Here is a 16,034-nt window from a genome sequence, read left to right on the forward strand (position 1 = left end):
CACCGCCGTATACTTTTGCAAGTACGTTAGTGATTGCTGCAGTTAGTGTAGTTTTACCGTGGTCAACGTGGCCGATTGTACCAACGTTTACGTGCGGTTTTACGCGTTCAAACTTTTCTTTTGCCATCTTAAAAAATTCCTAATAAAGAAATTAAAGCCTGACTCACTATTGAGCCAGACAAGCTAAAATTATATAACAGCGCGAGCTGAAATTATTGTATCTGCGACATTTTTAGAGGCTTCAGCGTACTTCACAAACTCCATAGAGTATGAGGCACGGCCCTGTGTTGCAGATCGTAAAGCAGTTGCATAACCAAACATTTCAGAAAGAGGAACTTGCGCATTAATTTGCTTAAGTCCACCTAATGCATCTTCCATGCCTTCGATTATGCCGCGGCGACGGTTTAAGTCGCCAACTACATCACCCATATTTGAATCAGGAGTGAGTACTTCAACCTTCATTACTGGCTCTAAAAGTACAGGGTTAGCTTCAAGCGCCCCGTTTTTCATTGCCAGTGAACCTGCTATTTTAAATGCCATTTCATTCGAATCTACATCATGGAATGAACCATCATATAAAGTCGCTTTAACGCCAAGTAATGGGTAGCCTGCCAGTACACCTTGAGACATTTGCTCTTGGATACCTTTGTCTACCGCAGGAACGAATTCTTTAGGAACTGAACCACCTACGGTTTCGTTAACGAACTCGTAAATTGGTGACTCATCATCCGTAATATCCATCGGTTCAAGTTTAATCCAAACGTGTCCATATTGGCCACGACCACCTGACTGACGTATAAACTTCCCTTCAACCTTAACAGTTGAACGAATAGCTTCTCGGTATGAGACCTGCGGCTTACCAACGTTACATTCAACACTGAATTCACGTTTCATACGGTCGACGATGATATCTAGGTGAAGTTCACCCATGCCAGAGATTATAACCTGGCCTGATTCTTCGTCAGTTTGTACGCGAAAAGAAGGATCTTCAGCAGCTAGTTTACCTAGTGCGATACCCATCTTATCTTGGTCAGCTATAGTGCGGGGCTCAACCGCAATAGAGATTACTGGTTCTGGGAATTCCATACGCTCAAGCGTAATAATAGAATTCGGATCACACAGTGTTTCACCTGTTGTTACGTCTTTAAGACCAATAGCTGCCGCGATGTCGCCTGCGAAAACTTCTTTGATCTCTTCACGAGAGTTTGAATGCATCTGTACGATACGGCCAAGTCGCTCACGCTTACTTTTTACTGGATTATATACCGTGTCACCCTGTTTAACAGTACCAGAGTAAACACGGAAAAAGGTCAAGGTTCCAACGAACGGGTCTGTTGCAATCTTAAATGCGAGTGCAGCAAACGGCGCTTTATCATTAGCTGGACGTTCTTCCTCAGTACCATTCTCTAAGATACCTTGGATTTGTTTCACTTGCTCTGGTGACGGCATATATTCAACAACGCCATCAAGCACAGCTTGAACGCCTTTGTTTTTAAATGCGCTACCACAAGTAACTGGAACAATCTCATTTGCTAATGTTCGTTGGCGTAAAGCATTTTTAATTTCTGCTTCACTTAACTCTTCACCTTCTAAGTATTTATCCATTAGTTCTTCTGTTGCTTCAGCAGCGCTTTCAACTAAATGAGCGCGCCATTCTTCAGCTAATTCCAGAAGTTCTGCCGGTATTGCCTCATAAGAGAAAGTCATACCCTGGTCCGCTTCGTTCCAGTTAATCACTTTCATTTTTATAAGGTCAATAACACCTTTAAAGTCGTCCTCAGCGCCTACAGGCAACTGAATTGGAACAGGCGTTGCTCCAAGACGAGATTTCACCTGGCTGACCACTGCTAAGAAGTCTGCGCCCGTGCGATCCATTTTATTTACGAAGATCATTCTCGGAACTTCGTATTTGTTCGCTTGACGCCAAACTGTCTCAGTTTGCGGCTGTACACCAGATGAAGCACAAAGAACAACTACCGCACCATCTAATACGCGTAAAGAACGCTCTACTTCGATAGTGAAATCTACGTGTCCTGGAGTATCAATAATATTGATACGATGGGCGTCAAATTGAGCGTCCATCCCTTTCCAAAAACACGTTGTTGCAGCAGAAGTGATTGTGATACCACGCTCTTGTTCCTGCTCCATCCAATCCATAGTTGCAGCGCCATCATGTACTTCACCGATCTTATGAGAAAGACCTGTGTAGAACAGAACACGTTCTGTTGTGGTGGTTTTGCCTGCATCTACGTGAGCAACAATACCTATATTACGATAGCGCTCAAGTGGAGTTGTACGTGCCATATGATCCTCTTAAAGGTTAAAGACAGATTACCAACGGTAATGAGCGAATGCTTTATTCGCTTCAGCCATACGGTGAACGTCTTCACGTTTCTTAACCGCAGTGCCTTTATTATCTGAAGCGTCAACGATTTCTTGAGCTAAACGTAAGCCCATAGATTTTTCGCCACGCTTACGTGCAGCGTCTACTAACCAACGCATACCTAATGCGTTACGACGAACTGGACGTACTTCAACTGGTACTTGATAAGTTGAACCACCAACACGGCGAGATTTAACCTCTACCTGTGGACGGATGTTATCAAGTGCAGTTTCAAAGATTTCTAGGTGCGACTTGCCTGATTTCTCAGCAGCCACGTCTAGCGCACCATAAACAATTTTTTCAGCAGTAGATTTCTTGCCGTCTAACATCACGATGTTAACGAATTTAGCAAGAAGTTCCGATCCGAACTTAGGATCTGGAAGAATTTTACGTTGACCGATTACGCGTCTTCTAGGCATTTTGTATCTCCGGTTTATTCAGGTTTGCTCTTTCGAGTCAATCACCCAAAACAATAATTATAAATATTTAGTGCTTGGCCTTACTAACGGAATACAATTACCCTTTAGGGCGTTTTGCACCGTATTTAGAACGAGCTTGACGACGATCGCTAACGCCTGCACAGTCAAGTGCACCACGAACAGTGTGAAAACGCACACCTGGTAAATCTTTAACACGACCACCACGGATTAGGATTACACTATGCTCTTGAAGGTTATGACCTTCACCGCCAATGTATGAAGTTACTTCGAAACCGTTAGTTAAACGTACACGAGCTACTTTACGTAACGCCGAGTTTGGTTTCTTAGGTGTAGTTGTATATACGCGAGTACATACACCGCGCTTTTGCGGACACGCTTTTAGTGCAGCTGAGTTACTTTTCGTAACCTTGCTACGGCGTGGCTTACGCACTAGCTGGTTAATAGTTGCCATTTAAATAGCTCCTGAAATTAAAATTACTACTGAAAAAAATAAAAAAATCCGCCCTTTATTTACGAGCCTGCATTAAGCACACAAGTAAATGGGTGGCGGAATTTTAATGAGCAAAGTTTAACCTGTCAACCTAAACTAATCGTAAGACAGCATATAACTGCCTTACGATCACTTAATCTATTGATTAAGAACAGTTTATTGATTTCCAGACAAATCAGCATTTAGAGCGTCTGTAAGTGCTTGAGTCGCCTCTTCTGCACTTACTGTTTGCTCTTCTACTACTACTTTGCTTTGTTTACGGCGAGCCATACGTTCTTGATGATACGCAAAACCGGTACCGGCTGGGATCAAACGACCCACAATTACGTTTTCTTTAAGACCGCGAAGCTCATCGCTCTTACCATTCACTGCCGCATCTGTAAGAACACGTGTTGTCTCTTGGAAAGACGCTGCAGAGATGAAAGATTCTGTTGCTAGTGATGCTTTTGTGATACCCATTAACTGGATTTCAAACTTAGCTGGTATCTTACCTTGTTTTTCAAGGTCACGGTTTGCGATATTAACGCGCGCCACTTCGATTTGTTCACCGGCTAAGAAGTCAGTATCACCGCCGTGTATAATGGTACATTTACGAATCATCTGACGGATAATTGTTTCAATGTGCTTGTCATTGATCTTAACGCCTTGCAAACGGTAAACCTCTTGCACTTCGTTAACGATGTAGTTAGCAACATGAGTCACACCACGTAGGCGTAAGATGTCATGCGGCGATTCAGGACCATCGGCGATAACTTCACCTTTAGACACTTGCTCACCTTCAAACACGTTAAGTTGACGCCACTTAGGAATCATTTCTTCGTAATGATCACCTTCAGCTGGAGTAATAACTAAACGTTTCTTACCTTTAGTCTCTTTACCGAAGCTAATAGTACCTGTGATCTCAGCTAAGATAGCTGGCTCTTTAGGTTTACGCGCTTCAAATAAGTCGGCTACGCGTGGTAGACCACCCGTGATATCACGAGTTTTCGAACCTTCTTGTGGTATACGTGCTAACACGTCACCAGGGTTTGCTGTAACGCCGTCAATAACTTCAATCGTAGTGAATGAAGGAAGACGTGTTTCTTGCAGACCGCGCTCTTCACTTTCAATGATAAGCTTAGGTTCTTTAGTATTTACTTTAGCAAGATCTTTAACAACTACACGGGTTAAACCTGTTAGTTCATCAGTCTGTGCTTCAGTATTTGAGTCATCGATGTCGCTAAACGATACTTTTGACTTATGCTCAAGAACGATTGGGTGACTATGCGGGTCCCAAGTAGCAACGATGTCGTTACCTTGAACTTCAGCATTGTCTTGCACTGTTAATACCGCACCGTAAGGTACTTTATAACGTTCTTTTTCACGACCATAGCTATCAATGATAGTGATCTCAGTAGAACGTGAGGTAATAACAATCTTACCATCTGTATTTAATACATATTTAGCGTTATGAAGTTTTAATGTACCGTTAGTTTTAACTTGTACATTATTTTCAGCTGACGCTCTTGATGCCGCACCACCGATGTGGAATGTACGCATCGTAAGCTGTGTACCCGGCTCACCGATTGACTGCGCCGCGATAACACCTACTGATTCACCCGCGTTGATGATATGACCACGTGCAAGGTCACGACCATAACACTTAGCACATACACCAAAGTCGTTATCACATGTGATAACAGAACGTACGCGAACTTCATCCACTGAGTGCTCTTCTAAAAGGTCACACAGTTTTTCGTCAAGCATGATATTACGCTCAACAAGTACAGTATTAGTACCTGGAATTACAATATCTTCAGCAACAACACGACCAAGAACACGTTCACGAAGTGCTTCTACAACATCACCACCTTCAATAAGCGGTTTCATTGTTAAGCCATCTTCTGTGCCACAATCATCTTCGTTGATTACCAAATCTTGTGCAACGTCTACTAGACGACGCGTTAGGTAACCCGAGTTAGCTGTTTTAAGTGCAGTATCGGCAAGACCTTTACGCGCACCATGCGTTGAGATGAAGTACTGAAGTACGTTTAGACCTTCACGGAAGTTAGCTGTGATTGGCGTCTCGATGATTGAACCATCTGGACGTGCCATTAGACCACGCATACCCGCCAACTGACGAATCTGTGCAGCACTACCACGAGCACCTGAGTCGGCCATCATAAACACTGAGTTAAATGACGGTTGCTCTACTTCTTCACCTTTAGCATTAATAACTGTGTCTTTTGACAAGTTAGCCATCATCTCACGTGACAAGTTTTCGTTTACACGTGACCAGATATCGATAACTTTATTGTACTTTTCACCAGCCGTTACAAGACCTGATTGGAATTGTTGGTTGATTTCAGTAACTTCAGCTTCAGCTGATTCAATGATCTGTGCTTTAACCGGTGGGATAACTAAGTCATCAATACCGATAGAAACACCTGATTTCATTGCATAATGGAAACCGGTGTACATAACTTGGTCAGCAAAAACAACAGTGTCTTTAAGACCTAGACGACGGTAACATTCATTCAATAAGCTAGAAATCTGCTTTTTACCTAATGCTTGGTTGATTGACTCAAACGGCATACCTTTAGGTAAAATTAAAGATAGAATTGCACGACCAACAGTTGTATCGATTACAGTAACAGTGTCTTCTACTATGCCGTCTTCGTTTTTAACTGATTGGCTAATACGTACTTTCACGATTGCGTGAAGGTCAGCATTGCCACTGCGGTATGCTTTTTCTGCTTCTTTTGGATCTTTAAATATCGCGCCTTCGCCTTTAGCGTTAATGCGGTCACGAGTCATGTAATAAAGACCCAATACAACATCCTGTGAAGGAACGATGATTGGCTCACCATTCGCAGGAGATAGAATGTTGTTTGTTGACATCATTAAGGCACGAGCTTCAAGCTGTGCTTCGATTGTTAACGGTACGTGTACCGCCATTTGGTCACCATCGAAATCGGCGTTGTAGGCCGCACATACTAATGGATGCAAATGAATCGCTTTACCTTCGATAAGCACAGGTTCAAACGCTTGGATACCCAAACGGTGAAGTGTTGGTGCACGGTTAAGTAATACTGGATGTTCACGAATTACTTCGTCAAGTACATCCCATACTTCCGGAACTTCACGTTCAACCATCTTCTTAGCTGCTTTGATTGTCGTAGCCATGCCGCGACGCTCTAATTTGCCATAGATGAATGGTTTGAATAACTCTAGTGCCATCTTCTTAGGAAGACCACATTGGTGAAGCTTAAGAGTAGGACCTACTGTGATTACAGAACGGCCTGAATAATCTACACGCTTACCAAGTAAGTTCTGACGGAAACGACCTTGCTTACCCTTGATCATATCAGCAAGAGATTTAAGAGGACGTTTGTTAGAACCTGTAATTGCACGACCACGACGACCGTTATCAAGTAGCGCATCTACCGCTTCTTGTAACATACGTTTTTCGTTGCGTACAATAATGTCTGGTGCTGCTAAATCTAGTAGACGCTTAAGACGGTTATTACGGTTAATAACACGACGGTAAAGGTCGTTTAGATCAGATGTCGCAAAACGACCACCGTCTAATGGTACTAATGGGCGTAGATCTGGTGGCAATACTGGAAGTACTGTCATGATCATCCACTCAGGGTTATTACCTGATTGGTGGAACGATTCCATTAACTTAAGACGTTTAGTGATTTTTTTACGCTTAGTTTCAGAGTTAATTGTTGGTAACTCTTCACGCATCTCAGCAATTAATTGAGCAAGATCGAGTTCACGAAGCAAGTCTAAAACTGCTTCAGCACCCATCTTCGCTTCAAACTCATCACCATGCTCTTCTAGTGAATCTAAGTATTCTTCTTCACCTAATAGCTGACCACGCTCAAGCGTTGTCATACCAGGCTCAGTCACTACGAATGATTCGAAGTAAAGAACACGTTCAATATCACGAAGCGTCATATCTAGCATTAAGCCAATACGTGACGGTAATGATTTTAAAAACCATATATGTGCAACTGGGCTCGCAAGGTCGATATGACCCATACGATCGCGTCGCACTTTAGTGAGTGTTACTTCAACGCCACACTTTTCACAGATCACACCACGGTGTTTAAGGCGTTTATATTTACCACATAAACACTCATAATCTTTCACTGGGCCGAAAATACGGGCACAGAATAAGCCATCGCGCTCAGGCTTGAAAGTACGGTAGTTAATAGTCTCAGGTTTCTTTACTTCACCGTATGACCATGAACGAACCATGTCTGGTGAAGCAAGACCAATGCGAATTGCATCGAATTCTTCGGTCTTATTTTGTTGCTTCAGAAACTTAAGTAAGTCTTTCACCTTAGCTCTCCTGTCGGAGTTAATCTTGAGGACGGATAGTCTCGTCCCTACATTCTATTCAGCCGTAACAGATGCTGCAGCGTTAACTGCAGCATCTAATTGGCTTAATTTTCTTCCAACTCGATGTTGATACCCAGTGAGCGGATTTCTTTCAACAATACGTTGAACGATTCTGGCATACCTGGTTCCATTTTATGGTTACCATCAACGATGTTTTTATACATCTTAGTACGACCGTTCACGTCATCCGATTTCACTGTTAGCATTTCTTGTAGAGTGTAAGCAGCACCGTAAGCTTCAAGTGCCCATACTTCCATCTCACCAAAACGCTGGCCACCGAACTGTGCTTTACCACCCAGCGGCTGCTGAGTAACAAGGCTGTAAGAACCAGTAGAACGTGCATGCATCTTATCGTCAACCAAGTGGTTAAGTTTAAGCATGTACATGTAACCAACAGTTACTTGACGTTCAAACTGATCACCAGTACGGCCATCATAAAGTGTAACCTGACCACTACGAGGATAGCCCGCAAGCTCAAGCATGTCTTTGATTTCGTTTTCTTTCGCGCCATCAAATGCAGGAGTAGCTATTGGTAAACCACCTTTTAAGTTTTCAGCTAGACGACGAATTTCGTCATCAGTGAAGCTAGCAATGTCTACAACTTGGCGAGATTCACCAATTTCGTAAGCTTGCTTGATGAATTCACGTAGCTCATGAAGCTCACGTTGTTCTTTCATCATCTCTTCAATACGTTCACCGATACCACGTGCAGCAAGACCCATATGTGTTTCAAGGATCTGACCGATGTTCATACGCGATGGTACACCTAGTGGATTCAATACGATATCTACCGTACGACCTTTGTCATCGTAAGGCATATCTTCTACTGGTACGATAGTCGAGATAACACCTTTGTTACCGTGACGACCCGCCATTTTATCACCCGGTTGGATACGACGTTTAACAGCTAGGTATACTTTAACAATCTTAAGTACGCCTGGTGCTAAGTCATCACCTTGGGTAATTTTACGACGTTTGTTTTCAAACTTCTTATCGTATTCAGCTTTAAGTTCATCGTACTGTGCAGCTAGTTGCTCAAGCTCAGCTTGCTTGTCTTCTTCAGCAAGGCTTTGCGTAAGTACTTTTTCAGCATTTAGAGATGCAAGTTTATCTTCATCAAAACCAGCAGCTATAAGTAGCTTACGTGCACGGTCTAAAACGCCTGCTTCTAAAATACGGAACTCTTCGTTGAAGTCTTTCTTCGCTTCGCGAAGCTGCATGTCTTCAACTTCTAACGCGCGTTTATCTTTTTCAACACCATCACGGGTGAAAACTTGCACGTCAATTACGGTACCAGTTACAGAATTTGGTACACGTAAAGAGCTGTCTTTAACGTCAGACGCTTTTTCGCCGAAGATAGCACGCAGTAGCTTCTCTTCAGGTGTAAGTTGTGTCTCGCCTTTAGGAGTCACTTTACCTACTAGGATATCGCCGCCTTTAACTTCAGCACCAATATATACAACGCCTGATTCATCAAGCTTGCCTAGCGCAGACTCACCCACATTCGGGATATCTGCAGTGATCTCTTCTGGACCTAATTTAGTATCACGGGCAACACACTGTAGTTCTTGAATATGGATAGTCGTTAGACGATCTTCTTCAACTACGCGCTCTGATAACAAGATTGAATCTTCGAAGTTGTAACCGTTCCATGGCATGAATGCCACGCGAAGGTTTTGACCAAGGGCTAAGTCACCTAAGTCAGTCGAAGGACCATCTGCTAACACGTCACCACGAGTAACCGGTTCGCCAACCATACAAGTTGGTTTTTGGTTAATACATGTATTTTGGTTTGAACGTGTGTATTTGGTTAAGTTGTAGATGTCGATGCCCGCTTCACCAGGAATGCGTTCTTCTTCATGTACATTTACAACGATGCGACTTGCGTCAGCATACATTACTTCACCACCACGTTTAGCAACGATAGTTACACCAGAATCTTTCGCTAGTGTTAACTCAATACCAGTACCTACTAACGGCTTATCCGCTTTCAATGTTGGTACTGCTTGACGTTGCATGTTTGAACCCATCAATGCACGGTTAGCATCATCGTGTTCTAAGAACGGGATAAGTGCTGCCGCTACAGAGATCACCTGTTGTGGTGATACATCCATATACTGCTGGTCCATGCGACCCATAAAGGTAGATTCACCTTTGTGACGACATGGGATAAGTTCATCAACAAACTCATTGGTTTCAGTTAAGTTTGAGTTCGCCTGTGCGATAACAAACTGACCTTCTTCAATGGCTGATAAATAATCAACTTCATCAGTTACAACACCGTCTACCACTTTGCGGTAAGGTGTTTCTAAGAAACCGTAGTCATTTGTACGTGCGTACGTAGACAACGAGTTAATTAGACCGATGTTTGGACCCTCAGGAGTCTCGATTGGACATACGCGACCATAGTGAGTTACGTGAACGTCACGTACTTCAAAGCCTGCGCGTTCACGAGTTAGACCGCCCGGACCTAATGCAGAGATACGACGTTTATGCGTAACTTCTGATAGTGGGTTATTTTGGTCCATAAACTGTGATAACTGAGACGAGCCGAAGAACTCTTTAACCGCTGCCGAAATAGGCTTAGCGTTAATAAGATCTTGTGGCATTATCGCGTCAAGGTCACCTAAGCTTAAACGCTCACGTACAGCACGTTCAACACGTACTAGACCAACACGGAACTGGTTCTCAGCCATTTCGCCAACACTACGTATACGACGGTTGCCTAAGTGATCGATATCATCAACATCGCCTTGACCGTTACGAATAGCAATTAATACTTTCATAACAGACACGATGTCTTCTTTGCTTAATGTGCCAGGGCCTGTGTCTGTATCGTAACCAACACGGCTATTGAACTTCATACGACCTACAGTAGATAAGTCATAACGTTCTTCAGAGAAGAACAAGTTCTGGAATAAGGCTTCAGCCGCGTCTTTCGTCGGTGGCTCGCCTGGGCGCATCATGCGATAAATTTCTACTAGTGCTTCTAAACGGCTGCTTGCAGAGTCAATGTTCAAAGTATTTGACATGTAAGCACCGCTGTCCACTTCATTGATATATAACGTATCAATTTTAGTGTAACCGGCTTTAACCAATTCAGCCATTAGCTCTAGAGTTAGCTCGTCATTTGCATTTGCAATAACTTCACCAGTTGACTCATCAACATAGTTTTTAGCTACAATACGGCCAATGATGTACTCATGTGGTACTTCTAATTGCTTAATGCCTTTCTTCTCGATGCTCTTGATGTGGCGAGCCGTAACACGACGACCGCTTTCAACAAATACTTCACCGTCTTCGCTCTTGATATCAAAAGCGGCAGTTTCACCACGTAAACGCGAAGGTACAAGTTCCATAAGAACTTTACCGTTCGTTACTTCAAACGTAGTGTTATCGAAGAACATATCTAGGATTTGTTCGCTAGAATACTCTAGTGCACGTAGGATGATAGACGCCGGTAATTTACGACGGCGGTCAATACGTACATATAAGTTATCTTTTGCATCAAATTCGAAGTCTAACCATGAACCACGGTAAGGTATAACGCGTGCGTTATATAATACTTTACCCGATGAATGGGTTTTACCGCGGTCGTTATCAAAGAATACACCAGGGCTACGGTGTAGCTGAGAAACGATAACACGCTCTGTACCATTGATTACAAAAGTACCGGTATCTGTCATGAGCGGAATTTCGCCCATGTAAACTTCTTGCTCTTTAATGTCTTTAACTGTGCCTGGTGCTTCTTTGTCCATAACAACAAGACGCAGTTTCACGCGAAGTGGAGCAGAATAAGTCACACCGCGAATTTGACATTCTTTTACATCGAAAACTGGCTCACCAATACGATAACTTACGTATTGAAGCTCAGAATTTCCCGAGTAGCTTTTAATAGGGAACACAGAACGGAAGGCAGCTTCCAAACCATGATCGCCATCAGCGTCCGGCACTAAGAATTTTTTAAACGATTCTAACTGTGTAGACAGTAAAAAAGGTATATCCAAAACTTGTGGACGTTTACCAAAATCCTTACGGATACGTTTCTTTTCAGAATAAGAGTAAGCCATGGGGTTCCTCAGCTTGCTGATCTTTGACCCGACCTGTTCTTGTAAGAACAGACTTAACTGGCAGCTATGCCAAGATTTTACAACATTTAACTGTTGTTCTAATTAGATCCCACTTTAACACTAGCAAACTATAAAGCGTTGAAAGTAAAGAAAAAATCAGATTTTATTTGAACTAAAAGAGTGCATCACTCTATAGCGCAAAAAGGCCGGTGATTAAATAATCACCAGCCCTTGCCTGATTTCTCAGGCAGCGAACTTAGCAAAAGCTAAATTACTTAACCTCAACTTCAGCACCAGCTTCAGTAAGATCTTTTGCAAGTGCTTCAGCTTCTTCTTTAGATACACCTTCTTTAACAGGTGTAGGAGCAGCTTCAACAAGAGCTTTCGCTTCTTTAAGGCCAAGGCCAGTTGCGCTACGAACAGCTTTGATTGCAGAAACCTTGTTAGCGCCAGCGCCAGTAAGGATTACGTCAAATTCTGTTTTCTCTTCAGCAGCTTCAGCAGCTGGACCAGCTACCATTGCAGCTGCAGCAGTTACGCCGAATTTTTCTTCCATTGCTTCGATAAGAGCAACAACGTCCATTACTGACATTTCAGCAATTGCGTCAAGGATTTGGTCTTTAGATACAGACATTACAAATTTCCTAATAATTAACGGACATTACGTCCAAATAAATTTTACACCGAAAGTGAGATTAAACAGCTTAAAATTAAGCAGCTTGCTCTTCTTTCTGTACACGTACTGCTTCAATTGTTTTACACAATTTGCCAGCAGACGCTTCTTTCATAGCACTCATTAAGCGTGCAACAGCTTCGTCGTATGTAGGTAATGTAGCAAGCATTGCTGCATCAACAACATTTCCTTCAAAAGCGGCCGTTTTAAGCTCGAATTTCTCATTCTTTTTCGCGAAATCTGAAAAGATACGCGCAGCAGCACCTGGGTGCTCTGATGAGAAAGCGATTAAGCTTGGACCAACAAATGAATCAGAAAGACACTCAAAATCTGTTCCTTCAAGAGCACGTTTTGCTAAAGTGTTACGGACAACTTTCATCCAAACACCATTTGCACGAGCTTCTTTACGAAGGGCAGTGATTGCGCCAACTGTTACACCACGAGAATCTGCAACAACTGCAGATAGAGCACCATTGGCTGCTTCGTTGACTTCAGCAACTATTGCTTTTTTGCCTTGAAGATTTAAAGCCATGGGTGTTACTCCTGGTTTAATGGGGATACCGATTATCGGATTCCCCTGTTCTACTCTTCCCTACCAAACAAGGTAGAGATGCTTTTTACGGCGAGAGCCAGAAGGATTAGGAAAAATCTATCTGGGGTCTACACCGTCTACGTAGGTGAATATTAAGGCCTAAGCCACCTACGGTCTTGGACGGAAGCCCAATTTATCGCTTTGCCAAAGGCTTAGCGAAATTATGGACTTCAACCCGAATTCTTTACTTTGCCAATTAATAAATTAATCAACAAAATGGCGCAAAATTATAGTACAAATTTCACGCCATGTAAACACCAATTAAGCTACAACAGTGCTTAAAGTGTTTTGGTCAACAGAAACACCTGCGCCCATTGTTGTAGAGATAGTTACTTTCTTCAAGTAAACACCTTTAGCTTGAGAAGGCTTAGCCTTCTTAAGTGCAACAATTAGTGACTCAAGGTTTTGTTGTAATTGCTCAGCAGTGAAATCAACCTTACCAATAGTAGTATGGATGATGCCATTTTTGTCATTACGGTAACGTACTTGACCTGCTTTAGCATTTTTAACTGCTTCTGCAACGTTAGGCGTTACAGTACCAGTTTTAGGGTTTGGCATTAGACCACGTGGGCCTAAGATTTGACCTAGTTGACCAACAACACGCATAGCGTCTGGTGATGCAACAACAACGTCAAAGTTCATCTCGCCTTTTTTAACTAGTTCAGCAAGATCTTCCATGCCTACTAATTCAGCACCGGCTTCTTTTGCAGCTTCTGCATTAGCGCCTTGTGTGAATACAGCAACACGAACGTCACGACCAGTACCGTTAGGTAGTACAGTAGCACCACGAACGTTTTGATCAGATTTACGAGCATCGATACCAAGGTTAACGGCAACGTCAACACTTTCTACGAATTTAGCTGTCGCTAACTCTTTTAAAAGAGCAACTGCTTCATTGATTTCGTAATCTTTTGTTACTTCCACTTTTTCGCGGATAGTACGCATACGTTTAGTTAATTTAGCCATTTCTTAGTCCTCTACGTTCAAGCCCATCGCACGCGCAGAACCTGCGATAGTGCGAACCGCTGCGTCCATATCGGCAGCTGTAAGGTCAGTTCGTTTTGTCTCAACAATTTCTTCAAGTTGAGCACGAGTTACTGTGCCTACTTTATCAGTGTTAGGACGGCCTGAGCCTGACTTGATACCAGCAGCTTTCTTAAGTAAGTAAGCAGCAGGTGGCGTTTTCATGTCGAACGTAAATGAACGGTCACCGTAAACAGAGATCACTACAGGAACTGGAGCGCCTTTTTCGATAGACTCTGTACGTGCGTTAAACGCTTTACAGAATTCCATGATGTTTACACCGTGTTGACCTAGTGCAGGACCTACTGGAGGACTAGGATTAGCCATACCAGCGGCAACTTGTAGCTTGATTAGAGCTTCAACTTTTTTAGCCATTATAAATACCTCATTTGGTGGGTCTCAGCCTTGTGCGCGCGAGGACGCGTACTCTAACGGCTTCCCAGTTTAAAAATTGGTTTCGTACTTTTTGCACAGTAAAAAATAAATTTTACCTTAATACAAAAAGGCCGCTGATTATAAGTTAATCAGCGGCCTTTTTCAAGCTTCATGCCAAAATTTAAATAAAAATTAGCGAAGCTTTTTTAATCAATTACTTATCTTGCTCAACTTGACCGAATTCAAGCTCAACTGGCGTAGAACGACCAAAAATAAGTACAGATACTTTTACGCGGCTCTTTTCGTAGTCAACTTCTTCAACTACACCACTGAAATCTGCAAATGGACCATCTGTAACGCGTACAACTTCACCTGGTTCAAATAATGTAGCAGGTTTAGGTGCTTCAGCATTTTCTTGTAGGCGATTAAGAATGCGCTCAGCTTCTTTAGGGCTGATAGGAGCAGGACGATCAGACGTACCACCAATAAAGCCCATAACGCGTTCTGTGCTGTTCACTAAGTGCCAGCTTGCGTCATTCATATCCATTTGTACTAATACATAACCTGGGAAGAATTTACGCTCAGATTTACGCTTTTGGCCAGCGCGCATCTCAACAACTTCTTCAGTTGGTACCAATATCTCACCAAAGCTCGATTCTAGACCTTCGATTTTAATATGTTCAATTAACGTTTGAGCTACACGCTTTTCGTAACCAGAAAAGGCCTGTACTACATACCAACGTAACTTAATTTCTTTGTTCTCGTTCTCATCCGACATGGGATCAGATCTCCAATCCAGTTAAAAAGCCTACAGCGCGGAATAAAATGCCATCTAATCCCCAAAGGATAAGTGCCATAATCACTGTTGCAACCATTACAATTAATGTCGTGTGGGTAGTTTCTTGGCGCGTTGGCCAAATAACTTTGCGTACTTCAATTCGAGCTTCTTTAGCGAAAGCAAGAAAGTTACGTCCCTTAAATGTTTGCGAGGCAATTGCTAATCCGGCCGCTATTGCAACAACAACGCCAATAGCACGTAGTAATACAGATTGATCTGCATACATGTGATTACCAACAACTGCGCCTGCAAGTAGCGCGATTGCTACTAACCACTTTACTGACTCCATCGCACTTGATGGTGTTTCTACATTCGTGCTCATAATATTATTACCTTAACTACAGACACAACAACCCTACACTACGGCAGGGTTAATCCATTAAAATCTAAACTTAAAAACAGACTTAATTTAAACCGGTTTTTAATCTCAGACTACTCAAATAACAAGTAAAACTGGCAGGGGCGGAGAGATTCGAACTCCCAACCATCGGTTTTGGAGACCGCTGTTCTACCAATTGGAACTACGCCCCTGCAAAGTGGATGCCTATTATACTTACGCAGTTCATTAACACAAGCCTAAAAGATACCCACTTTGGAAAATCTAATTAATTAATTACATTATTGTTTAAACTACTAGGGCGTGTTGATCTTTGTGGTATGAAAAACAAACAGCATGAAGATAAGGTATAATTGAATTCGCCAGAAAACTTTACACCGAACCTACATGCCAAGATTAATGTTAACAGACGGGACATGGA

The 16,034-nt window shown here is 42.6% G+C and carries 12 protein-coding genes and 1 tRNA gene; all 13 read right to left on the bottom strand.

Annotated elements, in window-relative coordinates; genetic code table 11:
* Nucleotides 1-127 (bottom strand): GTP-binding protein (locus tag H4J63_RS17590; RefSeq protein ID WP_033023824.1); only part of this gene is annotated, 127 nt, incomplete at its 3' end.
* Between the two features lie 62 nt (nucleotides 128-189).
* A complete protein-coding gene (fusA, locus tag H4J63_RS17595) occupies nucleotides 190-2,304 on the bottom strand; it encodes an elongation factor G (RefSeq protein ID WP_002958887.1) in 2,115 nt (704 codons plus the stop codon).
* A 27-nt stretch (nucleotides 2,305-2,331) separates the two neighbouring features.
* On the bottom strand, nucleotides 2,332-2,802 hold the full coding sequence (gene rpsG, locus H4J63_RS17600; protein WP_010555004.1) for a 30S ribosomal protein S7: 471 nt from the start codon (nucleotides 2,800-2,802) through the stop codon (nucleotides 2,332-2,334).
* Nucleotides 2,803-2,899: 97 nt separating this feature from the next.
* Nucleotides 2,900-3,274 carry a 30S ribosomal protein S12 gene (gene rpsL / locus H4J63_RS17605; protein ID WP_002958885.1) on the bottom strand — a complete coding sequence of 125 codons (375 nt, stop codon included), beginning with the start codon at nucleotides 3,272-3,274 and terminating at the stop codon, nucleotides 2,900-2,902.
* Between the two features lie 195 nt (nucleotides 3,275-3,469).
* Entirely contained in the window at nucleotides 3,470-7,645 is a 4,176-nt protein-coding gene (gene rpoC / locus H4J63_RS17610; RefSeq protein ID WP_165743938.1) for a DNA-directed RNA polymerase subunit beta', read from the bottom strand.
* Between the two features lie 104 nt (nucleotides 7,646-7,749).
* Nucleotides 7,750-11,775 carry a DNA-directed RNA polymerase subunit beta gene (gene rpoB / locus H4J63_RS17615; RefSeq protein ID WP_024600087.1) on the bottom strand — a complete coding sequence of 1,342 codons (4,026 nt, stop codon included), beginning with the start codon at nucleotides 11,773-11,775 and terminating at the stop codon, nucleotides 7,750-7,752.
* A 271-nt stretch (nucleotides 11,776-12,046) separates the two neighbouring features.
* A complete protein-coding gene (gene rplL / locus H4J63_RS17620) occupies nucleotides 12,047-12,409 on the bottom strand; it encodes a 50S ribosomal protein L7/L12 (protein WP_002958882.1) in 363 nt (120 codons plus the stop codon).
* A 76-nt stretch (nucleotides 12,410-12,485) separates the two neighbouring features.
* On the bottom strand, nucleotides 12,486-12,980 hold the full coding sequence (rplJ, locus tag H4J63_RS17625; RefSeq protein WP_002958881.1) for a 50S ribosomal protein L10: 495 nt from the start codon (nucleotides 12,978-12,980) through the stop codon (nucleotides 12,486-12,488).
* Nucleotides 12,981-13,301: 321 nt separating this feature from the next.
* A complete protein-coding gene (gene rplA / locus H4J63_RS17630) occupies nucleotides 13,302-14,006 on the bottom strand; it encodes a 50S ribosomal protein L1 (RefSeq protein ID WP_024600086.1) in 705 nt (234 codons plus the stop codon).
* 3 nt (nucleotides 14,007-14,009) lie between these two features.
* Entirely contained in the window at nucleotides 14,010-14,438 is a 429-nt protein-coding gene (gene rplK / locus H4J63_RS17635; RefSeq protein WP_002958879.1) for a 50S ribosomal protein L11, read from the bottom strand.
* Between the two features lie 214 nt (nucleotides 14,439-14,652).
* Entirely contained in the window at nucleotides 14,653-15,216 is a 564-nt protein-coding gene (gene nusG / locus H4J63_RS17640) for a transcription termination/antitermination protein NusG (protein ID WP_002958878.1), read from the bottom strand.
* A gap of 4 nt (nucleotides 15,217-15,220) precedes the next feature.
* The gene (gene secE / locus H4J63_RS17645; protein WP_002958877.1) at nucleotides 15,221-15,598 is read right to left on the bottom strand and encodes a preprotein translocase subunit SecE; all 378 of its coding nucleotides are present in this window, start codon (nucleotides 15,596-15,598) and stop codon (nucleotides 15,221-15,223) included.
* Nucleotides 15,599-15,730: 132 nt separating this feature from the next.
* Nucleotides 15,731-15,807 (bottom strand) — tRNA-Trp (locus H4J63_RS17650).
* Nucleotides 15,808-16,034: the final 227 nt, after the last annotated feature.

This window comes from Pseudoalteromonas sp. 5Ae-yellow (assembly GCF_014077565.1).
Classification (GTDB): Bacteria; Pseudomonadota; Gammaproteobacteria; order Enterobacterales; family Alteromonadaceae; genus Pseudoalteromonas.